This is a genomic window from Stenotrophomonas sp. SBJS02 (assembly GCF_020428325.2).
GTDB classification, from domain to species: Bacteria; Pseudomonadota; Gammaproteobacteria; order Xanthomonadales; family Xanthomonadaceae; genus Stenotrophomonas; species Stenotrophomonas africana.
The window spans coordinates 19,439-43,991 of the sequence record NZ_CP109812.1 but is presented as its reverse complement, the minus strand read 5'-3'; the positions used below and the strand labels follow the sequence as shown (position 1 = coordinate 43,991).

Sequence of the window (24,553 nt, the reverse complement as noted above, 5' to 3'; positions counted from 1 at the left end):
GAATGCCCTTCCAGGTAGGCGATCAAAGATTTCAGCTAGTCGCAGTTGATGTGACAGCGGGCGAACAGCAGGCGCTCCCCCTTGCCTTTGGAGAGTGGGCTCAGGCAGCAATGATTGCAGTATCCACTTCTGGCCGACAGCTGCCCTCCGATCTGGCAGGATCCGCTTCCTAGCGGGGATTCGACGCTGCCCGGTCTCGCCGCGCTCGCAGATCCGGGTCATCATCGAACATTCCAACCGCATGGCGGCGCGCGTAGCCGAACTGGTGCAGCGCCAACGCGACCTGACCCATGCGATTTACCTGCCCAGGCGGCCAGCAGGCCAAGCCAGCCGGCGCGGGCCAAGCCCAGCAACACCCCAACCTGGCTGCTGGCTGGGCCTGGAAGCAACTGGCACAAGGCCACCAGATCCGAGTAGCTACGGTCCGTCAGCCACCGGCGGCGCTCGACAAACTCGAGGCGGAAGTAGCTCAGATGGGCAATCGGGCCACCGAACGAGGTCAGTCCCAGTCATAGGAACACCAGAAAGTCACGCCACGCACTTTCGCTTTTTGCGGGATGGAGCGTCGGCATGGGGCAGGATCTCCTGTTGTTCTCAAAGGCGGCCAGCCCGGCCCAGCACCCAGATTAGGTCGCCGGGCCTCCCCTGTGCTCGGCCACCAACTCTCCATCTTCCTTCCGGAATGGTCCGGGAAGCTTCGGCAGGATATCCAGCACCAGTTCGGAAGGCCGGCACAGGCGCGTGCCATTATCGGTTTGCACGAAAGGACGATTGATGAGTATTGGGTGCGCCAGCATGGCATCAAGCAACGCGTCGTCGCTCAGTGCCGCATCGCCCAGTGCTAGCTCGTCATAAGGAGTGCCCTTCTGCCGGATGGCGTCGCGCACGCTCAAGCCCGCGGCCCTAATGAGGTCGACCAGGCGCGCGCGGCTGGGCGGGTGGGCCAGGTAGTCGATCACTTCCGGCTCGATCCCGGCGAAGCGGATCATCGCCAGAGTGTTGCGCGAGGTGCCGCACTTGGGGTTGTGGTAGATGACCGCGTTCACGCACTTTCCTCCTCGTTAAAAACAGTTTCCACCACCCCTGCAGCGGCCGCCAGCGCCGCCGCCTCGATGGCCCCCTTGCGCTCGCTGTAACGGTCCACCAGGTAGTCGCTGCGCCCACGCACCAGCAGGGTGAACTTGACCAGTTCCTCCATGACGTCCACCACGCGATCGTAGTACGCCGAAGGCTTCATTCGACCTTCGTCGTCGAACTCCTGCCAGGCCTTGGCGACCGAGGACTGGTTGGGGATCGTCACCATCCGCATCCACCGGCCGAGCACACGCAGCGCGTTGACGACGTTGAACGACTGCGAACCGCCGCAGACCTGCATCACGGCCAGCGTGCGGCCTTGGGTGGGGCGCACGCTGCCCTCTTCCAGTGGCAGCCAGTCGATCTGGTTCTTGAATACCGCGGTAAGGGTGCCATGGCGTTCCGGGCTGACCCACACGTGGCCCTCCGACCACAGCGAGGCCTGGCGCAGCTCCTGCACCTTTGGGTGGGTGGCTGGCACCGAGTCAAGCATCGGCAGCTCGTGTGGATCGAACAGGCGGGTTTCCGCCCCGAGCTGTTCCAGCAGCCGCTGCGCCTCCAGCGCCAGCTTGCGGCTGAACGACTGAGGCCGCAGCGAGCCGTACAGGATCAGGATGCGCGGGCGGTGCGGCTGCGCGGCCGGGTCGTTGAGCTTGGTGGCCGTCGGAATGTCCAAGGCACCTGGGACCAAGTTGGGGATCTGCTGCACGGGGTTGTCCTACGGAATCGATTCTATTATTCTAGAATCATGGAACATAAAACTGCAACCCACGCTCTTGCTGCCTTGGGCCACGCCACCCGCCTGTCGATCTTCCGCCTGCTTGTACAGGCCGGCAGCGGCGGCAAGCTGGCCGGTGACATTGCCCAGACGCTCTGCTTGCCTGGCGCCACGCTCTCCTTCCACCTGAAGGAACTGTTGGCTGCGGGCCTGATCAGCGCCGAGCAACGTGGTCGGACGATCTGCTACCGGGCCGAGTTCGAGGCGATGACCGCATTGGTGGCCTATCTCACGGAGAACTGTTGTGCCGACGAACAGGCCTGCGAACGACCCGTTGGCTGCTGACCAACCCACCTTAGAGATCGCTCAGATGACCCGTCGCGTCCTGTTCTTGTGTACCGGTAATTCCGCTCGCAGCGTGTTGGCCGAATCGACCCTGAAGAAGTGGGGCCAAGGCCGCTACGAGTCCTTCAGCGCCGGCAGCCAGCCGGCCGGCCGTGTCAACCCGTTTGCCATTGCTCAGTTGAAGCGCGAGGGTTTCCCGGTGGACGGCCTTCGCAGCAAGTCGTGGGACGAGTTCGCCGAAGCGGATGCCGCGCCGATGGATCTGATCGTCACCGTCTGCGACAGCGCGGCGGTCGAGGCATGCCCGGTAGTGTTCGGCGACTTTGTACGGGTGCACTGGGGCCTGTTCGATCCGGCCGGCGTTGAAGGCTCGGACGGAGAGAAAGCCGAAGCCTTCGATCGCGCGCACCAGATCATCAAGGCGCGCCTGAGGGCCTTCCTGGAGATCTCCGACAGCGTCTGGGATGACAGCGAGGCCCTCAAGGCCCGGCTCGACCCGATCGCACAGATCAACTGACCGTCCTTCCGGAAATCCCCATGACCACTGATACCTCCCGCCTGTCCTTCCTGGACCGGTATCTCACGCTCTGGATCTTCGCCGCCATGGCGCTCGGCGTCGGCATGGGGGCGTTGTTCGAGGGTGTGCCCAGCGCGTTGAACAGCCTCTCCATAGGGTCGACCAACATCCCGATCGCGATTGGTCTGATCCTGATGATGTATCCGCCGCTGGCCAAGGTGAAGTACGAGGAACTGCCGCGGGTCTTCGCCGACAAACGGGTACTGATGCTCTCGCTGCTGCAGAACTGGATCGTCGGTCCGTTCCTGATGTTCGGCCTGGCCGTGCTGTTCCTGCGCGATTACCCCGAGTACATGACCGGCCTGATCCTGATCGGGCTGGCACGCTGCATCGCCATGGTGCTGGTCTGGAATCAGCTTGCCCGCGGTGACGGCCAGTACGTCGCTGGGCTGGTGGCATTCAACTCGATCTTCCAGATTGCGCTGTTCAGCGTCTACGCGTGGTTCTTCCTGTCCTGGTTGCCGCCGGTGTTCGGTCTGCAGGGCAGCGTCATCGATGTCAGTTTCTGGACCATCGCCGAGGCTGTTCTGATCTACCTTGGTATCCCGTTCCTGGCGGGCTTCCTCACCCGCCGATGGTTGAAGGCGCGCAAGGGCGTGCAATGGTATGAAGAGACGTTCCTGCCCGCCATCAGCCCGGTAACCCTCGCCGCACTGCTGTTTACCATCGTGGCGATGTTCAGCCTGAAGGGAGGCGATGTGCTGAGGATTCCGATGGACGCGGTACGCATCGCGATCCCGCTGACGTTGTACTTCATCATCCAGTTCGTCATCAGTTTCTTCATGGGCAACCTGATCGCCAAAGACTACCCCCGCACCACCGCGATCGCGTTCACCGCAGCAGGCAACAACTTCGAACTGGCCATCGCCGTGGCGATCGCGGCGTTCGGGCTGGCTTCCCCGGTAGCCTTCGCGGCTGTTATCGGCCCGCTGGTGGAAGTGCCCGTGCTGATTCTGCTGGTCCACGTCGCCCTGCGCCTGGGCAAAAGCTACTTTCCTGCCGATGCACGGAGCCGCTGAACCGCCTAGGTGCTGCAGCATGAGGAAGTCCCGATGGACAGCGTCGATGTCGTGGTGATCGGAGGTGGCCAGGCGGGTCTTTCGGCTGGCTACTTCCTGCGTCGCAGCGGGCTGTCCTATGTGATTCTTGATGCCGAAACGTCACCTGGCGGGGCGTGGCAGCATGCGTGGAAATCCCTGCATCTGTTCTCGCCGGCGGGCTGGAGCTCGATTCCCGGTTGGCCGATGCCTGCTACCCGGGAACCGTGCCCGTCGCAGGCGGAAGTGCTCGACTACCTCGCGCGCTACGAGCATAAGTATGCGCTGCCTGTCATCCGTCCCGTGCAGGTAAAACGCATCAGCCGCTCGGGGAGCCGGCTGCGGGTGGAAGCAGATGACGGCCGGCAGTGGCAGACACATGCAGTGATCAGCGCCACGGGTACGTGGCGGCATCCCTGCACGCCCGGATATGAAGGTCTGAACGCTTTCGGCGGCGTGCAGCTGCACTCGGCCCACTACAGCCATCCCGAACCCTTCGCCGGAATGCGCGTGGCCATCATCGGCAGCGGCAACTCAGGCGCACAGATTCTGGCCGAGGTCTCCAAGGTGGCCAAGACCACGTGGATCACCCAGCGGGTGCCAGCCTTCCTGGCCGACGATGTCGACGGGCGCATTCTGTTCGCACGCGCAACCGAGAAGTGGAGGGCTCAGCAGGAAGGACGCGAGCCGGATATTCAGCGGGATGGTTTTGGCGACATCGTGATGGTGCCGCCGGTGGTGGACGCACGGCGCCGCGGCGTACTGGTCTCCATGCCGCCACCCGTCCGTTTCACCGCCACCGGCATGCAGTGGGCAGATGGCAGCGAACGCAACTTCGACGCGGTGATATGGTGCACCGGCTTCCGGCCGGTATTGTCGCACCTGGAAGGACTGGGCATTGTCAACGCTCGTGGTCGGATCGACGTGGATGACACCCAGGTTCGGTCGGTCGCAGCGCCATCGATTTGGCTGCTTGGCTATGGCGACTGGAATGGCGCAGCATCGGCCACGCTGATCGGGGTGACCCGATACGCGCGCGAGGCAGTTAGGCAGATCAGCGACTACATCGGGGAGGCTTCTCCGGTGTTATCTGGCGCGTGAGCCTCGGCGCCATTGCCCAGCGCCCGCACCTGCGATTGCAGGGCCATGCGGTCCAGCGCTTCAGGCTTAAGCGCCAACAGCAATCCGAGACGGTGCTGGAGCTGGTGAAGCGTGCTCAGGAACGCCTTATGGACCTGATCAGCACTGCCCTGCACTGCGGCCGGGTCGGGGATGCCCCAGTGGGCGGTAGCCGGGTGGCCTGGCCACACGGGACACGCTTCACCCGCGGCACGATCGCACACCGTTACGATGAGATCCATCTGCGGTGCTTCCGGACCTGCGAATGCATCCCACGGCTTGCTCGACAGCCCGGCAACGTCGAAGCCAATCTCCGAGAGCACCTGCAGGGCCACCGGATGAACTACGCCCTTGGGATGACTGCCCGCACTGTAAGCGCGGATACGTTCACGCCCTAAATGGCTGGCCAGTGCTTCGGCAAGAATGCTGCGCGCCGAGTTGCCTGTGCAAAGGAACAGAACATTCAGGGGACGCATGTCATCGCAACCATTTATCTAGAATAATCGAAGTATTGCCTTGCCATATGTCAACTCGATGACTGCCGAAAAGGAAGCGGGCACCCCTCGGTGCCCGCTTCGCTCATCTGTTCAATGACCCGACGACCGTGTGGCGCCTGGCGTACGATGCTTTCCCAAGCGGTCTACCAAGGTCTCACTTGCATCGTTGAGACCGAACACCTCAACGGTCGCGCCGTGCTCGCGCAGCTTCATCACTACCCGGTCGAGCGCATCAACGGCGGTCAGGTCCCAGAAGTGGGCGTCCTTCAGATCGATGATGACCTCCTTGGGGACATCCAGATAGTTGAAGCTACTCACGAACTGTCCGGCAGACGCAAAGAACACCTGCCCCTTCACAACGTAGACGCGCGAGTCGGTCTCGACCTGGGTGTCGTCGATGATCAGCATCTTGCCGACCTTGCGGGTGAAGAACACCGCCGACAGGATCACGCCTGTCAACACGCCTTTGGCGAGGTCGTGGGTAGCCACGGTCACGATGACCGTGCCAATCATCACGACCGAAGAGCTCTTGGGATGAATGGCCAGCTCGCGCAGCGAGCGCCAGCTGAAGGTGCCGATGCTGACCATGATCATCACCGCGACCAGTGCGGCCATTGGAATCTGACTCACCAGGTTTGACCCATAAACAACCAGAAGGAGCAAAACCACGCCGGCCACAAGGCACGAGAGACGGCCCCGGCCACCGGAAGTGATGTTGATCACCGACTGGCCGATCATTGCACAGCCTGCCATGCCCCCAAAGAAGCCCGTTACGGTGTTAGCCAAGCCTTGGCCAGCACATTCGCGATTCTTCTGGCTCGGGGTATCGGTCATGTCTTCGACGATCTGCGCGGTCATCAGCGATTCCAACAAGCCAACGACCGCCAAAGTCGCCGAAACCGGCAGCAGGATCTGGAGTGTTTCCCAGGTGAATGGCACATCCGGAATCAGGAACGACGGCAGGCTGTCAGGCAGCGCCCCCATGTCGCCTACGGTCCGTACCTGGAAGCCGAAATACATGGAAGCGGCCGTGAGAACCACGATCGCCACCAATGCCGAAGGAACGGCTTTGGTCAGCAGCGGCAGCAGGTAGATGATTGCCAGACCCACAGCACAGATCGCATACACCATCCACGGCATGCCGATGAGCTCGGGAAGCTGCGCCATGAAAATGAGAATCGCCAGTGCATTCACAAATCCGGTCACCACCGAGCGCGACACAAAGCGCATCAGCGAGCCCAACCGCAGGGCGCCGGCCAGCATCTGCAGGACGCCGGCCAGGATGGTGGCGGCAAACAGATACTGAATGCCGTGCTCGCGCACCAGCGTGACCATCACCAACGCCATGGCGCCGGTCGCAGCCGAGATCATGCCAGGGCGGCCACCGGCGATGGCGGTGATGACGGCGATGCAGAACGAGGCATACAAACCTACCTTTGGGTCGACGCCGGCGATGATGGAAAACGCGATTGCCTCAGGAATCAGGGCTAGCGCAACGACAATGCCCGACAGCAGGTCACCACGGATGTTACCGAGCCATTGCTGGCGCAGGGGATAAATTGCAGGCATAGAAAATGATCTCCGCGCACAGCAGTGCGCGCCAAACGAAAGAAACAGGCACCCTTCCAGACCTAAGTGTCTGGGTCGCTTCTTCAATCAAGCGTCAGGGTGGAGTCATCGCTAGCCGATCCGTTGGGTATTTGACGGTATATTGTAGACTGGCATAGCGCCTGAGGGGAAATCCGGCCGGCATCGCGGTCGCCTCGGTGCACTCTCAAGGGTAGCTTCCCAGATCCCAAGATCATTTCGCAGGCGAAGTCGACAAGCTGGTAGGCAGTTGATCAGATTGAATTGAGCTCTGACCGAATCGCCAAAGAAGAGGTGGACATTCGCCGCGGGGCCTGTGTCCGCTATCGGCCAAAAGCGGACATTCAGATTGGAAGTTGCTGTCTACAGCCATTGGGGCGAATCACCTGCCCGCCGACAACTCACCATTCTGCCATAGGCGAAAGCTGACGCCGCCCGGAACCGAGTTGCGCGCGCTCCTGAAGGCAGCTTTGGTGGTCCTCCCGTCAACTAGCATCCAAGTGAGCATGGTTTGGCAAAACTGAGAGGCTGTCGCGCCATGAACCGAGTGGAACGGCGCTGCAAAGGTTTTACAGATGGTGAACCGCGAAAAGGTCTTTCCGAAATCTGCATAACCTGTTTTGCAACAGAGAGAGATAAATGATTTTGGCTTGGCACCACGATCCTTTAGGGCATCATCTTATGTTGGAAGATTGACGTCACCATCCACGCCAAAGCCAATACAGTCCCTGTTTCCATGCCCGATGAGGATAACGTGCGTGTAAGCTCTATGGTTCTTGATCCAGAACGCTTTCAACTCAGCAACGCTTCGGACTTTCACCGCGATAACCTGGTCGTCTGGAACGAGCAGGCGGCAAAACTGAAGCACTGACTTCGCGAGTGGGTCAAGTAACGCGGCCTCGCTAACGAAGTCGCCGATATTGATGATGAGAATGCCCACATCCGAGTGGAGCCGGCCTACTCCAATGGGCCCTGAAACAGCACCACGTGGTACCTCTACAGTTGCAGACCTAGCGTTGATGGATGAAATCTTTGTCCTGTAAAGCGCGGTGTCCTGATCCTCAAGGTCGGGCACAAGAAGGCACGGAACGTATACCCGATCTCCGACCGCAAAAGCTGGCATGTTTTTCCCCTGAATGGGCCAACCAGGAATGGACCGCTTAGAGCGGCATTGCGCGAAGTGTCGCCAATCCGGTTTCAACTTGGAATAGGAAAAATCCTACACCCATTCAACAGGCTGGTCCCCGGAAAAGCAGCCGTGCTGGGCAAGTTCTGGCGGCCCAATCCGGCGTCGATGCTACTTTTGGTGCTTTTGTGTCGTATCACACCGACGTTACGGCACGCCCTAACCCTCTCCGTGATACCACACGCTCATGCTCCCACCAAACCCGAGATCGATCGCGTATGCGAGGATCCAGAAAAGGGCCCTATGCGCGTGGCCGAGCGTCTCCGGCTAGAGGCGGCACACGACTCCGAGCTGATCCGGCCAATTTGACAATCGCTTGCCCGCATCCCAGCCCCTAACCACTTGTTCAGTAGACTCGGCAAACCTAAGATCGAAGACAGGAGACGCAGACTCACTGTCTTCCGACACGAGGATCGCAGTCTGCCTCCAGGGAGGCCGACCAGCCTAACGCCGGTCGGCCATACATTGGCGAACGAAGGGGGATAAATACGCAATGGCAGAGGTTTCTTACTTCTATGTATACAAGGACGTTGCGGGACAGTGGCGATGGCGGTTCACGGCAAAGAATGGAAGAATCATTGCGGTGAGCTCGGAGAGCTACATTAACCTTTCTGACTGCGAGCACTCGGTTATGCTATTGAAGCAGGAGTCTCAGTTCGCACCTGTGATAGGTGACGAGCATTTCGATCGCCTGCGGAAATAGCGCCCCTTTGGGCCGGGGTCGGGTAATACAGAACGATCCCGGCCACTCTAGCGAGAGCCTTGCGTCTCGCTAAGTCCCATTATTCAGCCTGGCGACCGACAGCATTTCCATCGTCCTGCAACGCCTCCACTTAACGCCGAGGTCAAGCACCTCCCGCTGGAGTATTCTGATTTCTGCATCCCTCTGAGCGATTTGCAATCCCGCCGGATTCTGCGGAAATATCGAAGCCATAAACTATGGCTTAGGCAGAGGTGGTCGTGGGCATGAATCGGTGCACCATGAGTTCAAGATCGAGGCGATCCAGCAGATCGTTGAGTACGGCCGCCTGGTAGCGGAGGCCGCCTAGCGGCTGGGCGCATCAATCGACAGTCTTTTCGGCCAGAAGCGGCAGCAAGGCAAAGGCGAGCTTGGCCGGCGCGTGGAGCAGGACCAGAGCGCGGCAGCGCCTCAAGGCTGAGCTATGCACAGCCAGTGGAGCAGCGATCCTGATGTCCGCTTCCGGCCAGAAGCTGCCATTCGACATCTATCAGGACCCGAGCATATCAGCCGTCCAGAGCTGCTTGATCAATCATTACCACCCCGGGGTGATGGCCTTAGACGAAGAGCGGGCTCTCCAGTTCAGATGCCCAGTGCAGACTCCAACTGCTCCCCTGATCACTGATGGGGCGCTGACGGAAGGCCGCCAGCACCAGGTCATATCGGAACTGGAGATGTATCCGCTCACGCCAAGCGGCCACCCCATGTGCGCAGAGGCGAAGCCAGCAAGTCCCGCCTGCGCCATCAAACCGCTCGGCAACTCGTCTGCGTGTTAAGCGAGCTAACTCCCTTTCGCTTGCAGGAAAACGTCGATGCCGTTCTCGCCCGCTATGAGCATCACCGCTGGTAGTCCGTGCGCACCCAGCCTTGTGCAGAGATGTGACAGAAGTTCCTGATCCTGGATGCTTGGAACTGCCTTCACACCCTGGGGATGCGAGTGCCAAGCACCTATCCAAAGCACCATACCGGCTGTTCGACGCTGGGCCTCAGTAATGTCTTCCTGCACGCCGCAGCTACCGCACTGGAAGTCCGCCTCAGTTGACACACTGTCCTTTGGTGCGGAACGGCCGTCCACGAGATGGATTGTGTTGAGCTTGAAATCGACGACGCCCAGAAGGATTCCTCCGGTTTCGAGTGGAAGCGAGTTGGCTCGTTCCCCTAGGAGTTGTTCGCAGAGACCTTCGTCCCAGATAATCTCCCAGTCTCCTACCTTTTTCGAAAAGGTTCGTCTGGCTGCCACCTCAATGTGACGAATGCTGCCGTCGCTCGAAGACTCCCATACATCGATACTTGCACCGGAAAGCATTGACCTATTCCTGATCTGCCCTGCAAGTAATGATGCACTTCGCAACACCTGGTCGTAGCCTAGGACTACAGAGACATCGCGACAGCCCGCCCCACTTCGAAGTGGGCGACCCTTTGCTTCGAGGTGCACTGCTCCCCAATCTTGCTGGATGATCGCCCTGTAGTACTGGGCCTCAAGCGATGCGCCTCTGATTTCCCGCGAGCTGTCCTCAGCAAGAAGCACGCAGCCATCTCCCGACGGCGTCAAGAAGGTTGCCATACCTCGAGGTAGGTCCGCTCCAGACCACGACCTAGTTACCTGGATGGTTGTTGATGCATCGATGAGGAGATCGCCACGCTTCAGGCACGCATGTACCGCCTCTGTATCAAGGTCCGAGGCCCGGTTCTGCAACGCTTTCACATCTGGGTCGGCAAACCCGAGCGTCCGCCGCGCATGGCGTTTGGCTACTTCGACTTTTGGCAACCCAACCTGATCTTGGGTGCCGACATGCCGGACGACGTTGTGCTGAGCTAGAACGTCGGGATCGATGTAGTCCCAGTGACCCCATGCGGAGCGTGACCATATATCGATAAGGGCACTTCCCAGGGCGCCCACTCCTGCAATTACGCCGCGGAACTCACCGTCTTCAATTCCCGACCATCGCTTCGCCTCGTCTCGATCCAGACTGCGGCTGACGTCGATGTGCAGCACTTCGATATCTTGCCAACCCTTCTCTGGCCACCTCGGTCCTTCTCCAAGTATAAGGACTGGCTGGACTGTATCGTTCTCTCCGTACCGGCCAAGTGCCTGTATTTTTAATCCTAGCGCGACCAGGTCACAGTCGATTCTGAAGCCCATCGAGTCGATGCTCACCACTTCACCGTCTCGTAGCCGCGGAAGACGAACGATCAAGATGATTCGCCCCTGACCCGGCTGGATGTTGGCGTTGCAGCATCGCCGGAAAGCCTCTTGAACTGATTTGGCCAGTCCCGGCATCAGCGAGCTTCCCTTAGCTACAAGCAGCTCTTCAAGGCTGCCAAGCGATGACGGCGGCGAGGAGAGTGGCAGGTGCGCGATTGGGGCGGCATCCATGATGAGTATGCGATGCGGCGCCCGTGCCGGAGAAGCAGACGCGACAATGCGCGTGCGATATGTCACTCCGCGTTCCCACTCCCACGCGTCCACAAAAGCGAGCTCCTTGGACGGATCGCTCAAAGCCTCCGCAAAGTCCGGCGGAAGCATTAGGCACTGCCCAAGGCTGTAGAAGACGGGTTCCAAGCCGCGGTCGGCCCCATGAATCGTCCCATCTGCCGTCTTTTCCAGCCAAGCTAGAAGGGTCTCGAGTAGCGCTTCTGGCGTGAACCTATGTTCCGCAAGCTCCCAGTCTCCCTCCATAATGCAGAGCGACGGCGGTCCTTGGTCACCCGTAGAGTACTGATGCAGCGCTCTCGGGAAGCTCTTCCTGAGAGGTCGAGCTTCGAATGGGAATCGGGCACCAGTTCGGTAGAGAAGTGCAATTCGTTCGATGCGGTGAATCCCTGCGTCGTTCCCAGGGGACACGGCGCCATCACCAACATCGGCCACTATGATCTCTGCAACGAATGGGTGTTCAAGCCGTCTCAGCTCCACAACATTGATATCCGCGTGTGCATTGCAGGCCCTGAGGAGGGCCCGCATGCGGCCATCGCGGAATGGATCAGGCTCATCTTTGGGGATGCTGACCCCCCAGTCGAGAAAATCTGAAGTCACTGAGGGCTGCCCGCGCGCGGCGCGGCAGCCAGTGCCGCTACCGTAGAAGAGCCTGCGCCTGCCTTCCTGACTCGGACACCTCCGAATGAAACCTGGAGATCCAGCGGAGCCTGCTCCCAATGGTGCGGATACTCTCCGGTGCACATGAATTTTCCGCCCACAGTAGCCAGGATGCTCTCGTACTCCGTCTTAGCGCGAATACACGGCGGATCATTCTTGTCATCCAGGATCCGCTTTGAGCTAGCCACAATCACCGCACCTGTCTTCGCCTGACCTAGGGCAGCTCGCGCTTCAGGTGACACTTGGGCCTTTTCGCCCTTTTCGGACCAGCTATCCCATGACAGCGAATGCCACGAGCAATGGTGCGGTGCCTGAAGAAGGTCGTACTGCAGCTCTCCACTCTTGCCATACTCAGCCCAGAGAAGCTCCCATACGTAAACTTCCGCATCACCGCCAGACAAGAATTTGCAGCGCGGCCGTCCGGCCTCGACAGAGTCCAAGGCGAAGTTGATGACGATGCTGGAATTGTTCTTCTTCAGCTCCTCAACAATGTCCGGGTCATCGCAGAGGATTGGCGCGAGCAGCGTTGCCTCAAAGTAGGAGCTACTAGCCCCATTGATACGGTTGAAGGTAGTACCAGGCTGGATGACGATCGGGGCGAGATCATCCGTCTTGCCGTCAACGTCCTCACCCATCAGAAGTACGCGCTCGCCGTCCTTGTTCCCTAGACCATGGCGGAACTGCGTTACCCGCCGCTTAGCCTCGCGATTAAAAGCCAATGCGTCGTCGCAGAGAACATGGTCCTTTGAACGACGGCGGAAAACCAACGGAGACGACCAGATTTCCCGGATGACTATCCGCTTGTCGTTGTCCGCCTTGTTGTCATCAGGATAGTTCTCGATTGGGCCCAGGTAGAAGTGACGGGCCAGACCGAGACAATGGTCTTGATCAGGGTGACTCAACATGAAGACGTCGACATAGGGCCGGCCAAATCCATCCCGCTGCAGCCTGCCCCGCAGGTCCGAAGCCACATCACGTACAGAAGTGTCGTCAGCATCGTCCGCCGCCGCGCGGATGTTAACGTCAATAAGGATAGAACTGACCGCAGCATCCGCGAGGCGGATCAGGGTCATGTCACCGCAGTCGACCGGGAAGAACGTGATGTTGCTCATTCGAGTTGCGCCTCATCGTGTTGACCACCCCGTGGCCTTCAGACGCACTATACTACGAAAAACTATGAGGTCATAAAAAGTAGTGGATATTTTTGGAAGATTCTCACATGCCTAACAAATTCAATGACTTAAAGGATGTGTCCGCCCGCAAAGAGCGCTGGGGTCAGGCACGCCGGCTAGAATTCATTGACTCTCGGCTCTTGTGGGCAGGTAAGGTCAATCGTTCTGACCTAGTGGAGTTCTTCAAGATCTCACCCCCTCAGGCGACTCTGGACTTTGCTGAATACGCCGCACGCGCCCCGCTGAATGCGAAGTACGACGCCAAGGAGCGTGCCTATGTGGCGATGCCGACATATGCGCCGATCTTCACCGAAGGATCGAGCGCCCGCTATCTGGCGGAACTGCATGCGATCACTACCGGCTTGCTGAGTCCCGATTTGAGCTTCTTGGGTAACCCGCCGCCTTCAGAGATCGTGAGCTTCCCTAGCCGCCGGGTCGATGTCTCGCTACTACGGGAGACCTTGTCTGCAATTCAGTCCGGCAGAGCTCTGGAGATCACCTACCAGACCATGGCACGTGCTGAGCCAGATGTAAGGTGCGTCTCACCCTTGGCATTGGCCTACGACGGATTCCGATGGCACATCCGAGCCTACTGTCACTTGCGCAACGACTACCGTGACTTCCTCTTTGCGCGAATCTTGCTGGCGAAGCCATCTGGAGACGCTCAAGCCACGATCAGTGGCGACGTACAATGGAACCGCGTGATCGATATTGAGATAGCACCAAACCCTGCTCTCTCGGAGGGCGCGCGGCGAGTGATTGAACTTGACTACGGCATGTCAGAAGGCAAATTGAAGCTGAAGTGCAGACAAGCAATGGGCTATTACTTGTTGGCACGCTTGGGTCTTAAAGAACAAGAGAACGAAGCGGCAAGATCGCAGCAGATTGTCCTTGCAAACCGCACCGAACTAGCTGCCTACCTTCCCTCAATTGTGCGGCCGGATTTCTAGTAAAGGGCCAGTCATGCCGAACCGGGAGCAGCGGAACCTGGCTGCGCGCCCTCTATCGCCAGAACAGTTCGAACCAGACGTACGCCCGCTACGCGCGCGACGACACTTGCGCCAAGGTATTGCAGGCAGAAGATTGCGGCCACGGGGCCTCGTGCGAAGCCGAGATCGAAGAACGTGAGCGCGATGGGGGCCACCACGGTAACCGGGAGTGACACTACTGCCAGATCCCGAAAAGTGAGAAAGCGACGATTGGCATCAAGAACTGCCTCGTCATTGCGATGGTCGCGGTAAATTTTGTACCACAGGCGCTGCTGTTCATCCGGGTCTGACGGAAGAGGACCCCGCCGCGCCGCAACTGCTTCACCGTCTATTCTCGAGTCTTCTCTTAGGTGCCTGGAGAATGCCGAATAGCCAGGCAAGTGATGCTTGGTTCTCCAGAAGACGAGTGCAGCCTTCATGTCTGGCGAGAGAATTGAGGTCATCATGTAGAGCATTGGAGGGGAAAGTACTGTCGTTAGCCCACCTATGATCATCTTCGGGTCGGCAGCACCCCAACGCCAATCGGGAATCAAGACGTAGGTTAGCAGCGCCATATCGAAAGCTATGAAGGCTCCGAGCCATCTCAGCAGTCCTCCTTTTGCAGACACTTCCTTCTCCCCGGTCAACTAGATTGGCAGGCGGTTGATATTTACCTCTCCCGCCAGATTATGCCTTCCCGAAGGCACATTTAGGTAGGGCGCACGAGCTTTTGGGCCTAAGGGCACGGCCCAAGCGTTCGGTGTCAGCCCGGATCTTACCTGTCAGCCTTCCGTGGGGAGATCGGTCAAGGAGCGGCGATGGGTGGCGCTAGCTCTGGGCCAGGAAGGCCCTGCACTTCTCTGCCGAGATCTCCCATCGCCGGAATGGGAGCGTCCTAGGCCGCAGGGACCATGACCTTGGATAGCTAACCAGTATCTGCCAACATTCTTCCTATAGACAGGGAGAGCCTCCAATGGAACGAGTGATCAATATCTACCATGATGGTCAGCTGGTGCGTCTGGTAGACGAGGCTAAAGTCAGCCCAAGGGATAACACATATACAGTTGTTGTGGGAGAGAACGGAGTTGGAAAAAGCCGGCTGTTGTCGGATATTGCGCGGCTTCGGATTAGCGAGTATTACGGCCCAATCGGCACTGGGCAATTTAGTCATCCCCCACATCCTGTGGTCGTTGCGGCTTCAACGAGTCCCTTCGACAAGTTTCCAGCGCCGCCAAGGCGGAGCGCAAAGGCGCAGAAGAACTACCGCTACGTTGGGATGCGTGGAGAGGGCATGTACGGCTCATCATCAGCCGTGTCGCTGCTGTCCTCCGCAGCTCGGGGATTGCTATCGAAGCTGGCTGAGACCCCGCCTAGCTTGAACCTACTAGGTGTCCTGGAATCGCTGAATTTCTCTCCAGTGTTCACCTTTGTACTGAAGCCTCAGTTTGAACGTTCAAGGGTGGACGGTTCATCGAACCGTCATAGCGTCGAAAAGTCATCCTTCAGGTCTGGGCAATTTAGGTACAGCTTCGATCGCCGCGTCGCGTCCATTATTGAGGCCACCGATGGTCTATCGGCAGTCTTGAAAGACCTCGACATTGCTTCTGATTTGATGGATACGCCTGGCGCATTGCGTCTGGAGGTGGACTTTCGCAGCAACGTCGCGACCCTTGGCGGCACTCGGCTAGGGCGTAAGCGCCTTGGGGCATATCTGCGGCTGTTCGACGATAACTTGCTTCGATTGATGGATATTGAGGTAGAGAAGCTTGGACACCCGCCTTTCAGCCTTAAGCGCGCAAGTTCTGGCGAGCAGTGCTTGCTTGTACTCATGCTAGGTATCGCAGGGCACATTCAAGACAACTCTCTGGTTCTGATCGACGAGCCCGAGATTAGTCTCCATCCGGAATGGCAAGAGCGCTTCATGGCCCTCCTGCAGTCTGCTTTTTCGCCTTATAGCGGCTGCCAGTTTGTGATCGCCACGCACTCCCCCCAAATCATCGCGAGGCTGAATGGTCCCGGATCCTTCATCTATCACCTGCGCAAGGGGAAGCTCTATCCTGCGTCGCAGTTCCAGCGCCGCTCTGCAGACTTCCAGCTAGCGGAACTCTTCGACGCGCCTGGCATGATGAATGAGTACATCTCAAGGGTGTGCTTCAACCTGATCGCCCAGGTGCGCGTTGGTCGCCCGCTTACCCGCGAAATGAAGGGGGAGATGGAATGGCTTTTCCAAGTGCGCAACAAGCTTGACCCCAGTGACAAGCTTATCTCGTTGATCGACTCACTCTCAGCGCTTCTCAAGGAGGAGCGGGCATGATTGACGAACCCGTCGTCTTTAGCGCGGATGCGCTCAATAGAATAGATGCCATACGTGCGCACCCCCAGTACGATCACACGAAGTGGTCCGATGCCAGCCTTGAGCCGGTTCGTGTCGATGTGCGAGATCATTACCGACGCGTACAGCGCTTCGTGTGTCCGTATTGCCTGAACCTCCTGTCGGTCAGGTCGGCTGCGGGCTCTACCGTCGAGCACATCGCTCCCAAGGCGACGTACGTAGGGTACATGTTTGAGCCACTCAACCTGTGCGTCTGCTGCCCTGATTGTAATGAGTACAAGAGAAACAGGGAGGTCCATGTCGACCCACCGGTCAAGGGTTATGTGCCGGTGAATTACCCCAGTGATCCTAAAAAGTTTAGGATCGTACATCCGCACTTTGATGAGTACTCAAAGCACATTAGGCGGGCGGGCATCCTGTACATACCATTGAGCGAGAAGGGCAGCTATACCTTCTATGTCTGCCATCTCGGCCGCTATATCAGTGAGTTTGGTGTGACCGACGCGATGTTCAACGACTTGAATGCCGTTATGCAACGTCACAGGTTTCACGAGGGATAGCGCATCCCCTGCGTTACATCAAATTGGGCGATCGGGCTGTCTCGCAAACTCTAGGGACGAAGCTGGATGATTGGCGACGAGCAATCTTGTTCCTATCTGGCTTCCCGCTCCTCAGTATTGAGAGCGCGGGTTGGGCTCAGCTCGGTGCAAGCATGCTTTCAGGGACACATGCCAATCATGTATCGGTACGGTGCCATCTTGGCCAGAATATCCTCCCAAGCGGAGTTGGTGTCGGGTCGCGGTGCATTGCGGCTAGCTCAGGCTTTGGCCTGGGCGACCAGACCAGCTCAGGATGAATTCTTCCTGCTCCATTGTCTCCACCGCGCCGGGCCGCACTGAGCGCACTTTAGCAATTGCATCGATGCCGTCTGAAGCGCAGCCTGTTTCAATGAGGAGCATCGACGCCACTGTGCCGGCCCGACCCAAACCGCCTTTGCAGTGCACCACGATCCTGGTTCCGGACAAGAGCTTGGCCGCGAACTGTGGCCCTAGGGATCGCCATGGCTCAAGCAGTCGCGCATCAGGTACCGCACCATCCGTAATTGGCAGGCCGTGCCACATCAAGCCGTGCGCTCTGGCACGTTCCGCCAAAGAGGTGATTTGCAGCTCCTCGAACTCCCACGGCTCAATCAACGTGATCAGATGCTGTGCTCCCCACGCGACGATCGAAGCTAGATCGACGTCCAGGTCCCGAGCCCAAGACCCAGTCATTGCAACGTCCTGATGCTTTCCTGGTGCAAAGGTGACGCCGATCCCACCGCCGTTCGTACCGACGGGCAAGGTAGCAATCTGCAGTGGATGGGAGATACTTGTCCTGCTCACCTGCTCTCTCCAAAATCAATAGCCCTCAGGGGCGAGAAGCAAATCAGTCACGGTTGAGACGGCGCGTTGCGCAGAGGCTGGATCCGAGAAATCCGCTTCAATGCCTTCAAACACGATGTCTGCACGACGCAGGGCGGTGAAGACGCGAGCACCGTCTACTGAGAACCTTTGTGCGATCGTCAATCCAATGCCAGAGCGGCCGCCAGTAACTAATGCAACCTTTACCTTCATGGACACGGTAAGCGCTTCCCTGTTGTGTTAGAGCTGACAATCAAAGCATCTACGTGCTGAACATGGTGTATTGGGAACCTAGTTGCGTAGGATCCTGGAGGATGCCTACTACAAGCCGAAACAGAACGTCGAGGATAGAGTAGCGAACGCGACCCTTATCAGCTTCTGGAGTTTGGTAGTCGCTGTTTTCAGCAGACCCTGAGATGACGGATTCCACCCAGCTGATTCGGCGGCGCATGTGGCGTAGGCTATGTACTGGCTACGACGAATCATCGGAAAGCAGCATGAGCAGACCCTACTCAGTAGAGGACAAAGCGTTGGCCGCTCTTGACCGTCTGGTGAAGCGACGCCCAACCAATGAATTGTTGAAAGCAAAGATGGCCGCAGGTCACCGGATCATCACGCCAACCTCGGTCGCGGCGGAGGCGGGCGTAAATAGAGGAAGCTTTGGATCAAGGCACGCTCGACTGGGGCATGTCTGGCTCAAAATTCAAGAACTAGCTGAGGAGGAGAAGCGCGGCTCAGTGACTGAAGAGCTCGCCAAGCTCAGAGCCGAGAATGCAAGGTTGAAGGCTCTGGTGTACAAGACAAATATCCACAACGCTTCCCTTCAGCTCGCAGTGTCCCGGCTTCAGAAGAGAAGTGCCAACAGGGATGAAGCGGCCAATGTCGTCAACTTCCGCCGGAACGATCGGAGGCGTCCCCGGTAGCCTTAGATATCATCTTCAGAACTGCTCGACTCTGAACGATACGACTCATGGCAATCTTTGATCGCTGGTCTTTAGAGTTGATCCGATCTGCTTGGACAATGGTCTGATTCTTCAGAAGTCGATCCTCCCAGAAGTCCCGATGCTCTGGGAGGATGATGCAGCACTTGCACCCCGCACACAGGCCGGGCGATCGTACGCCGAAGTCTGGCGAGGCGCGGACGGTGAGCAGGCTTGCGTGTGGATTGCAGCTGGAGCGATCAGGCACCATATCGATCAGACAACTCGCGTACGTCCCTGTCCATATCCGCAGGTCGGTGAGCTTCACGTATGCTACGGCCTTATCAATCAGTGTTTCTCCGTCCATCACTGACAGTGCCTTGGCCATTGATTCGGCATGCTGCATGAGAAGCCGCTGTGCCGGTCCCCCCCCGATCGGCTTGCCAAGAGTGATTTGAACGAGGAACCTGGAGGTCTCCATGACTCTCTCTCCTTCCAGATTCTCGAGCAGCGCTGCGTCGTTGCCGATGTACCCTTGATCCGTGATCTGCTCGCTCATGTGACGGAAGTGGGTCCGAAGTGCAGGCATAAGCTCCGGCTTGGATCGGAAGACGTAGTGCGCAAAGGTGATCCTCCATCGCTGTGGGCGGAGGGATCTCACCTCGTAGATAGCTTGCGTCATCTCGATTCCACGCTTCTTAGTGAGGGCCTCCACGGCGAACTCGCGCTGCAGGAGAGAGTTTCGGTTGGCTGTCATTCGGCCAACTCCATCAGCACCGGATGGAAGGGACTTGGCGTGGGAGAAGCTGAGCATCAGCGTGCTGCTGCCAGAAAGAGCTCTCCAAGGCTCCATTAGCCGAACCAACACTTCGATGGACTTCAGAACAATCGGCATGTGCTTTGTACCCAGCGGACGCAGTCCGGCTGTCCACTCATGGCGAGTCGCTTCCCTTTTGGCTGAAATGCCGCAGATGGAGAAGACCTCCATCAGTCCGTCTAGAGAAGTCACTGACTTGATCACACCGTGCTGCAGCGTCGGATCGTGGTCCAAGGATAGGCCTATCAGCTCATGAGCTCGAATCCCAGTGCATGCCTGCAGCAACGTACTACATGCGCTTTGAGTCATCAGGATTAGGCGTCTGAGGGCCTGAGTTCCGCTAATTTCGCGCTCGTCCCCAGCGTCATCAATCCGATCCGTTGCGAGCAGCGGCTCATGCCAAGGCGTTAGTGTTCCAGGGATCGGACTCATCTGGAACTCCTCGATGTGCCGTTTGATCTCACGAAGACATATGATTCGTCTTGGTCCCTTCGCGCTCCTTGCGTCGATGAGCATCGGGATGATCTCGGCCTGAAGTCTGATCACATCTTCCGAGCCGTGTTCGATCCATTCATATGCGTAGGTGAGGATTGGCACCGAGATCTCGTCCGGGATAGGCAGCAATCCACCCGTTCGAGCGAGCCCAAGCGGCCCGGTCACAACGTCATAGGTTTTTCTTCCATCAAACGGTGCTTCGCAGGGTGCTTGTCCACCTCTGGCGCGCAAGCTGTCCGCGAGCTCGTAGATCTGTGTAAGTGGGTGAATAAGCTTGTAGGCAGTGGAATGCGTCCACGCTCTATCTCGACCGACATCACCTCCGGCCATGATGTATTGCTCTTCGAGACCTTCGACATACTCCCAACTCACAGCTGTGGATATGTCGAAAAGCGTGCGGATTTCCCGCTCCCCCATGAACTTCACCAGCTCCCTCACGCCCATGTAGGTAGAAGGAATAGATCCAACCGTCATGCGTACCGTGTCATCGACGATGGAGGTCTTGAGGTAGCACTTCAGTTCATCCAGCAGTCCCCTGTGTTTGTAGTCTGTGAGTAATTCCCCGCGCGCAACCGGGATTGCCCAATCAACGGTGACGAACTCCCTCTGTTGGCCGACAGTGGTTTGAGCGAACGTCCAGACATTACTGTCATAGTCCACCTGGAATGAAGGGTGCAGGGTTGCCGCCTGCGCTGATCTGATCTTTCTTACTGCAGGCATAGCCTTACCTCTAGAGTGGACGCTCTGCTAACGCTGCGGTCCGAACTATTCAAGTGTGGGGAGCGACGTCAGCATGATCATCGCCGCTGCTTGTCGATTCGCATTTGTGCTCACAGCGGGAATCCATGAGTCGCGGATCGCTAGGTAAGCGTTCTCGAACTTTCGCCGCCATATCTCGCTGCCAAGCTCTGCCCTAGCTTCTTCGTATAGCTCCTGCAGTTGAAGGAAGCGGGCGAGCGCGTAGGCTTCGTTTGAGTCAGCTACTGCGAGCGGGCACGCAGGGCAAGCTCCATAGCTGGTGCAGAGTTTGCCCGGGCGCTGACCCGGTTGCGGACTTTGGAATGGATCTGCGCAGCAGAAGCCCTGCGTGGCTGCCGTATGCTCACGGTCACTCCGGGTTGAGCGCGTATCAATATTTCCATTTGAAGTCACCCAGCGCTCCTGGGCCGCCATGGCTCCTGCCATCTGTTCCTTTTGCCGACGCTGCATCGTGGTTGTCTGATAGCTGTCTTGACCAGTTGACAGCAGCCGATGGCCCAGCATTGCTCGGAGCTCGAAGGCGTCGCCGTCGGTCAGTCCATCAACCACTTCAGAGAACGCAAGCCTATTTGCGCGTGAGCCGGAGTACTTGAGCCCCCTTCGTTTGCAGAACAGCGTGATGTAACCGGTCACGCGCGTGTTTACATCGTCGGTTCTGCATGAGTAGGAATCGATGAGCATTCCTCGGCGCTTGTGGCGCCCACCTTCGGATACTGCGTGCAGGAAGAAGTCATTGGCAAGCTCGCCATCAGCGTAGTCTCTGATTCGTCTGGTCCAAGCTATGACGAAACGTATCAATCTTTCCGGGGCTAGCGGGTGATCGCTGGCGGGGAAGGCCGCTCGCTGTGGTGCCCCCTGATCGCTCTCCCCAGCCCTGTGCTTGGATGACTTGATCACCGTACGTTTCCGTCCAAGCGGGTAGTGCTCAGATATGCCATCCAGAGTGAGTGTTCTAAGTGGCTGCTCGTTGAACCCCGAGTGCATGGCCAGTACCAGGAAGAATGGGATGAGATCACCACCGATGGGGTGCGCAAGCCTCCTCAGGCGGAAGTACTCACTTTCACTGATCTTTCCTACCCCAGGGAGCTGGCGAACCTCCGCTTGGCGAGGAAAGTGACCGTCAAAGTTTGCCAGGATCTGCGCAATTGCCTCCGCCGGGTCGCTTAGCGATACAGCGTCGCCCTTACTCTTCTTAGCAATAGCACTGTGTACCCTGTCCAGAAGCGGCCATACTTCATCCATTGTAGAGATGCATTCTTCAACAGCGGCCTTCATGACGTTGGCCCAAGCCGCACGGTCAAGCTCTTTAGGATTGCTCTTACGTGGCAGGCCTGCGAACGGCTTTGTGGGAATACGGATCACCTGCCAGCATGGGTCCATCTCGTGCAGCGCAAGGACGACCTTCTTGAAGGTCCCGTAGTAGTGACGCTGTGTCTGCACCGCGAGCGTGATCGGGTGCGTGGCATCCTTTCCTTTCAGATAGGTTAGGAACGATTCGCCCAGGTCCATCGGAACGTCATCTGGACCGTTTATCTCCACTCTTGTTGCGGCTAGGTACTGCCCCAGGCCACTCACCATGTTGTTAGCTGAAGAGGATCTACTTGTCTCTCTGCTATTTTTGTGGGCTCTGCAGAACGCTTCGGCGAAGATCGGTGCGGCTGCACCTATGCTCTTCCACCGGCTGAGGTTGACGATGTTGTCGCGTTGGTCGCCGGCGCGTCTGAACGCCGCTTCCAGGCGATCAGCGGTCTCGCGTACATCCCATTTCTTCGTTGCGCTGACCTTGTCCTCATCTCCCAAGGCGTGCCGGAGTTGAGCGGTCCTTCTTCCTGCCACGTTTTGCTCTCCTCCGTATTCGATTCTTTCTGCGTGGGTTGGTCGTTTGCGTGTGAGGTCATGCTCGTCCATTAACGGGGGAACTCTGCGCTCAAGCCGATCCGCCCGCTACGCCTAGTTGCATAAACGATTGACCTTCAATGTGCAGCCTGATGGACTCCCTGATTTCGCTCTCGAAGGCATTCGCGCTTCTCAGGTAGATGGACTCGGTCGTCTCCCTGAGGCTGTGCCCTAGTACTGACTGAACATACTTGATCGCATCCATGTCGCCGTTTGCGCGCTTCTCCATGTACGTGTACAGGGCGAATGTGTGCCGAAGCGCGTGGATGGTTATCCGCTCTCGCTGCGTTGATTCATAGCGCGCCAGGTCGGGCTCTTTGGAAAGGCGCTTAAGCAACCTGTCTTTGGCGAGAGCGAAATGGCGATCGAACGTCTGGGGAGTTATCGGACTACCCGCATGCCTGCGGTCGTTTACGTCGAGAACGAATAGTGCGCCGTGATCCTCCAGCTTGCGGTACCGCAGTCGGAGGTCAATGAGGGCCTGCCGAGTACCCTTGGCATAGCATTTCAGCGCCTCTAGGAGCCAAACTGGTACGGGAACATTGCGCTTCTTGTTGCCCTTTCCGACCACTGGGATGGCAACTGCGGAAAGCGGATCGCGCCCTTCGGTGCGCGTCTTAAGGACGGTGATCGCATGCAGATCGCACACTTCAGACCGCCTCAACCCGGCGTGGTAGCACAGCTCAGCCATCAATCGCTGCGCCGTGGTCGCGAGCGCCAGTTCAACGAGACCGTTTCTTTCGACCACGGGTTTAGGGCCTAGTTCGTCGAGAACGCCTACGACCGTCTCGGGATGCAGCGCAGTAATGAGCTCGTCAGCGTCGTTCAGCCCGGGCAGATTCACGTCAACATCGAGAACTTGAACAGTTCCTCGCTTTGTCTGCTTGCTCAGCAGCGCTGGCGGCTTCCTTAGATAGCCCCGTTTCACACAGAAGGCGACTAGCTTAGTCACGGTCGACCATCTTCGGTGGATGGTCGCGGCGGCAAATTTCTCGAGGGTCACCGCGGAGTCCAGGTCCGTCAATGTGTCCGCGTAGGCTTTGAGGAGCTGCTCGTCTACATCCGAGACGCGCTTTTTCCTTGCGTCCAAAAAGTGATGGAAGTCGGTGAGGTCAGCCGCTATTGCTGCCGTCGTATTCTTGCTGCATGCAAGCTTTGGATTCCGGTCAATGGTGAGATGAGAATCTGCAAAGAACTCAAAAGCAGGCTGAACGAGTGATCCGTCCGACCTGCTGATTAGAAAGCAGAAGCCCTCGGGCAAGGGCACGCCTTGCTCACCCGTTGTCACCGTCGCTGGTGAAGTGATCGCATGCGCGGTGCAGATTTCGACGTCGTAGGCCATGGCGCCGAAAGCTATCAGGTACGCGAAAAATTTTCTGGCGCGTGAGCCTTACGGTACATTAACAAATGGAATGAGAATCAGATCTGTTTTTTACTGTCATTGATTCAGTGGTTTACGCCTGATCGTGAGCCTTCTGGTACGCTTGATGTGAAGGACAGCCCAAACTTTAGCGGGGGCGAAGTGCGCAAAAGCCCAGCGGATTCGGTCATCGCGTACTCGAGATTTTCGCTTTCGCTACCAACTTGGGGGTCCGCTTGACCCTGCAGTCGATAGCACGCGGTCTATGGCTACCGAAGCGCGCTGGCAGTGAGTTGGCATGAGCAGATCGGAGACGACGCGCCTGCTACTGCGCATCCTTCGGCGAATCGTATCGGCTGGAACGACGTGTGCGTGCGGCGCTTCCACATTAGTTTCTGACGGCGCAGATAGGGGTGCCGTAGAAGGCCTGCAGCACCTCCACTGAGAGCGGCCTCTCGATT

General features: G+C 58.2%; 22 protein-coding genes and 2 pseudogenes. 10 read left to right on the top strand and 14 right to left on the bottom strand.

What is annotated here, in order from left to right; genetic code table 11:
* Positions 1-299: 299 nt before the first annotated feature.
* The 3 genes and pseudogenes from FQS62_RS00220 to arsH all read right to left on the bottom strand — a co-directional run.
* A pseudogene (locus FQS62_RS00220) lies at positions 300-509 on the bottom strand (chromate transporter); the annotation flags it as partial.
* A 117-nt stretch (positions 510-626) separates the two neighbouring features.
* On the bottom strand, positions 627-1,046 hold the full coding sequence (arsC, locus tag FQS62_RS00215) for an arsenate reductase (glutaredoxin) (protein WP_065178723.1): 420 nt from the start codon (positions 1,044-1,046) through the stop codon (positions 627-629).
* Positions 1,043-1,783: an arsenical resistance protein ArsH gene (arsH, locus tag FQS62_RS00210; RefSeq protein ID WP_065178722.1), complete on the bottom strand. Its 741-nt coding sequence runs from the start codon at positions 1,781-1,783 to the stop codon at positions 1,043-1,045. Before arsH ends, arsC begins: the two co-directional genes overlap by 4 nt.
* A 39-nt stretch (positions 1,784-1,822) precedes the next feature.
* Between arsH and FQS62_RS00205 the strand changes: the two genes are divergently transcribed.
* From FQS62_RS00205 to FQS62_RS00190, 4 genes are read left to right on the top strand one after another with little or no spacing between them, the layout of a single operon-like run.
* On the top strand, positions 1,823-2,137 hold the full coding sequence (locus FQS62_RS00205) for an ArsR/SmtB family transcription factor (RefSeq protein ID WP_100441037.1): 315 nt from the start codon (positions 1,823-1,825) through the stop codon (positions 2,135-2,137).
* Positions 2,138-2,162: 25 nt separating this feature from the next.
* Positions 2,163-2,654, top strand: coding sequence for an arsenate reductase ArsC (locus tag FQS62_RS00200; RefSeq protein WP_100441036.1), 492 nt, complete (start codon positions 2,163-2,165; stop codon positions 2,652-2,654).
* A 20-nt stretch (positions 2,655-2,674) separates the two neighbouring features.
* Positions 2,675-3,733 (top strand): ACR3 family arsenite efflux transporter, encoded by a 1,059-nt coding sequence (gene arsB, locus FQS62_RS00195; protein WP_100441035.1) that lies wholly within the window; start codon positions 2,675-2,677, stop codon positions 3,731-3,733.
* Positions 3,734-3,766: 33 nt separating this feature from the next.
* On the top strand, positions 3,767-4,852 hold the full coding sequence (locus FQS62_RS00190) for an ArsO family NAD(P)H-dependent flavin-containing monooxygenase (RefSeq protein WP_100441034.1): 1,086 nt from the start codon (positions 3,767-3,769) through the stop codon (positions 4,850-4,852).
* On the opposite strand, the gene FQS62_RS00185 is transcribed toward FQS62_RS00190, so the two are convergent.
* The 3 genes from FQS62_RS00185 to FQS62_RS00175 form a co-directional block, all read right to left on the bottom strand.
* Complete coding sequence (locus tag FQS62_RS00185; protein ID WP_072167338.1) at positions 4,813-5,346, bottom strand: arsenate reductase ArsC; 534 nt, start codon at positions 5,344-5,346, stop codon at positions 4,813-4,815. The two genes, FQS62_RS00190 and FQS62_RS00185, sit on opposite strands and share 40 nt — an antisense overlap.
* Positions 5,347-5,457: 111 nt before the next feature.
* Complete coding sequence (locus tag FQS62_RS00180) at positions 5,458-6,936, bottom strand: SulP family inorganic anion transporter (RefSeq protein ID WP_100441033.1); 1,479 nt, start codon at positions 6,934-6,936, stop codon at positions 5,458-5,460.
* A 697-nt stretch (positions 6,937-7,633) separates the two neighbouring features.
* Entirely contained in the window at positions 7,634-8,077 is a 444-nt protein-coding gene (locus tag FQS62_RS00175) for a hypothetical protein (protein ID WP_157804514.1), read from the bottom strand.
* A 556-nt stretch (positions 8,078-8,633) separates the two neighbouring features.
* On the opposite strand from FQS62_RS00175, the gene FQS62_RS00170 reads away from it, so the two are divergent.
* Entirely contained in the window at positions 8,634-8,843 is a 210-nt protein-coding gene (locus FQS62_RS00170; RefSeq protein WP_100441031.1) for a YegP family protein, read from the top strand.
* A 271-nt stretch (positions 8,844-9,114) separates the two neighbouring features.
* Positions 9,115-9,372, top strand: a pseudogene (locus tag FQS62_RS00165) (transposase); the annotation flags it as partial.
* Positions 9,373-9,660: 288 nt separating this feature from the next.
* Here FQS62_RS00165 and FQS62_RS00160 read toward each other — a convergent pair.
* Positions 9,661-11,841: an anti-phage 6A-MBL system cap2_3 protein gene (locus FQS62_RS00160; RefSeq protein ID WP_100441029.1), complete on the bottom strand. Its 2,181-nt coding sequence runs from the start codon at positions 11,839-11,841 to the stop codon at positions 9,661-9,663.
* Between the two features lie 68 nt (positions 11,842-11,909).
* Positions 11,910-13,085, bottom strand: a complete 1,176-nt coding sequence (locus FQS62_RS00155) for an anti-phage 6A-MBL system MBL-fold protein (RefSeq protein WP_180895277.1) — start codon at positions 13,083-13,085, stop codon at positions 11,910-11,912.
* 107 nt (positions 13,086-13,192) lie between these two features.
* Between FQS62_RS00155 and FQS62_RS00150 the strand changes: the two genes are divergently transcribed.
* Positions 13,193-14,095, top strand: coding sequence for a helix-turn-helix transcriptional regulator (locus tag FQS62_RS00150; protein ID WP_100441028.1), 903 nt, complete (start codon positions 13,193-13,195; stop codon positions 14,093-14,095).
* 11 nt (positions 14,096-14,106) lie between these two features.
* Here FQS62_RS00150 and FQS62_RS00145 read toward each other — a convergent pair whose 3' ends face one another.
* A complete protein-coding gene (locus tag FQS62_RS00145; protein ID WP_154329108.1) occupies positions 14,107-14,742 on the bottom strand; it encodes a hypothetical protein in 636 nt (211 codons plus the stop codon).
* 344 nt (positions 14,743-15,086) lie between these two features.
* Here FQS62_RS00145 and FQS62_RS00140 point away from each other — a divergent pair, with 344 nt between their 5' ends.
* Positions 15,087-16,427 (top strand): AAA family ATPase, encoded by a 1,341-nt coding sequence (locus FQS62_RS00140; RefSeq protein WP_199849313.1) that lies wholly within the window; start codon positions 15,087-15,089, stop codon positions 16,425-16,427.
* Positions 16,424-17,005, top strand: a complete 582-nt coding sequence (locus tag FQS62_RS00135) for an HNH endonuclease (RefSeq protein WP_100441013.1) — start codon at positions 16,424-16,426, stop codon at positions 17,003-17,005. The genes FQS62_RS00140 and FQS62_RS00135 overlap by 4 nt, the downstream gene beginning before the upstream one ends.
* Positions 17,006-17,257: 252 nt before the next feature.
* On the opposite strand, the gene FQS62_RS00130 is transcribed toward FQS62_RS00135, so the two are convergent.
* Both FQS62_RS00130 and FQS62_RS00125 read right to left on the bottom strand, forming a co-directional pair.
* Positions 17,258-17,827 carry a cyclin-dependent kinase inhibitor 3 family protein gene (locus FQS62_RS00130; RefSeq protein ID WP_100441012.1) on the bottom strand — a complete coding sequence of 190 codons (570 nt, stop codon included), beginning with the start codon at positions 17,825-17,827 and terminating at the stop codon, positions 17,258-17,260.
* Positions 17,828-17,842: 15 nt separating this feature from the next.
* On the bottom strand, positions 17,843-18,058 hold the full coding sequence (locus tag FQS62_RS00125) for an SDR family NAD(P)-dependent oxidoreductase (protein WP_100441011.1): 216 nt from the start codon (positions 18,056-18,058) through the stop codon (positions 17,843-17,845).
* Between the two features lie 284 nt (positions 18,059-18,342).
* Here FQS62_RS00125 and FQS62_RS00120 point away from each other — a divergent pair, with 284 nt between their 5' ends.
* Positions 18,343-18,768: a hypothetical protein gene (locus tag FQS62_RS00120; protein ID WP_157804509.1), complete on the top strand. Its 426-nt coding sequence runs from the start codon at positions 18,343-18,345 to the stop codon at positions 18,766-18,768.
* Here the strand turns inward: FQS62_RS00120 and FQS62_RS00115 are convergent.
* The 3 genes from FQS62_RS00115 to FQS62_RS00105 form a co-directional block, all read right to left on the bottom strand.
* Positions 18,731-20,737: an integrase gene (locus FQS62_RS00115; protein ID WP_224119315.1), complete on the bottom strand. Its 2,007-nt coding sequence runs from the start codon at positions 20,735-20,737 to the stop codon at positions 18,731-18,733. The genes FQS62_RS00120 and FQS62_RS00115 overlap by 38 nt on opposite strands.
* 105 nt (positions 20,738-20,842) lie before the next feature.
* On the bottom strand, positions 20,843-22,744 hold the full coding sequence (locus FQS62_RS00110; RefSeq protein WP_224119314.1) for a hypothetical protein: 1,902 nt from the start codon (positions 22,742-22,744) through the stop codon (positions 20,843-20,845).
* A gap of 19 nt (positions 22,745-22,763) precedes the next feature.
* Positions 22,764-24,074: a tyrosine-type recombinase/integrase gene (locus tag FQS62_RS00105; protein WP_100441009.1), complete on the bottom strand. Its 1,311-nt coding sequence runs from the start codon at positions 24,072-24,074 to the stop codon at positions 22,764-22,766.
* Between the last annotated feature and the right edge of the window lie 479 nt (positions 24,075-24,553).

Bases quoted from the DNA above. Each gene is read 5' to 3' on its own strand.
- FQS62_RS00185 (WP_072167338.1), bottom strand. From the start codon at position 5,346: ATGCGTCCCCTGAATGTTCTGTTCCTTTGCACAGGCAACTCGGCGCGC.
- FQS62_RS00140 (WP_199849313.1), top strand. From the start codon at position 15,087: ATGGAACGAGTGATCAATATCTACCATGATGGTCAGCTGGTGCGTCTG.
- FQS62_RS00120 (WP_157804509.1), top strand. From the start codon at position 18,343: ATGAGCAGACCCTACTCAGTAGAGGACAAAGCGTTGGCCGCTCTTGAC.
- FQS62_RS00150 (WP_100441028.1), top strand. From the start codon at position 13,193: ATGCCTAACAAATTCAATGACTTAAAGGATGTGTCCGCCCGCAAAGAG.
- FQS62_RS00155 (WP_180895277.1), bottom strand. From the start codon at position 13,085: ATGAGCAACATCACGTTCTTCCCGGTCGACTGCGGTGACATGACCCTG.
- FQS62_RS00190 (WP_100441034.1), top strand. From the start codon at position 3,767: ATGGACAGCGTCGATGTCGTGGTGATCGGAGGTGGCCAGGCGGGTCTT.
- FQS62_RS00170 (WP_100441031.1), top strand. From the start codon at position 8,634: ATGGCAGAGGTTTCTTACTTCTATGTATACAAGGACGTTGCGGGACAG.
- FQS62_RS00205 (WP_100441037.1), top strand. From the start codon at position 1,823: ATGGAACATAAAACTGCAACCCACGCTCTTGCTGCCTTGGGCCACGCC.
- FQS62_RS00175 (WP_157804514.1), bottom strand. From the start codon at position 8,077: ATGCCAGCTTTTGCGGTCGGAGATCGGGTATACGTTCCGTGCCTTCTT.
- FQS62_RS00160 (WP_100441029.1), bottom strand. From the start codon at position 11,841: ATGCGGGCCCTCCTCAGGGCCTGCAATGCACACGCGGATATCAATGTT.
- FQS62_RS00135 (WP_100441013.1), top strand. From the start codon at position 16,424: ATGATTGACGAACCCGTCGTCTTTAGCGCGGATGCGCTCAATAGAATA.
- arsB (WP_100441035.1), top strand. From the start codon at position 2,675: ATGACCACTGATACCTCCCGCCTGTCCTTCCTGGACCGGTATCTCACG.
- FQS62_RS00125 (WP_100441011.1), bottom strand. From the start codon at position 18,058: ATGAAGGTAAAGGTTGCATTAGTTACTGGCGGCCGCTCTGGCATTGGA.
- FQS62_RS00110 (WP_224119314.1), bottom strand. From the start codon at position 22,744: ATGGACGAGCATGACCTCACACGCAAACGACCAACCCACGCAGAAAGA.
- FQS62_RS00105 (WP_100441009.1), bottom strand. From the start codon at position 24,074: ATGGCCTACGACGTCGAAATCTGCACCGCGCATGCGATCACTTCACCA.
- FQS62_RS00180 (WP_100441033.1), bottom strand. From the start codon at position 6,936: ATGCCTGCAATTTATCCCCTGCGCCAGCAATGGCTCGGTAACATCCGT.
- FQS62_RS00200 (WP_100441036.1), top strand. From the start codon at position 2,163: ATGACCCGTCGCGTCCTGTTCTTGTGTACCGGTAATTCCGCTCGCAGC.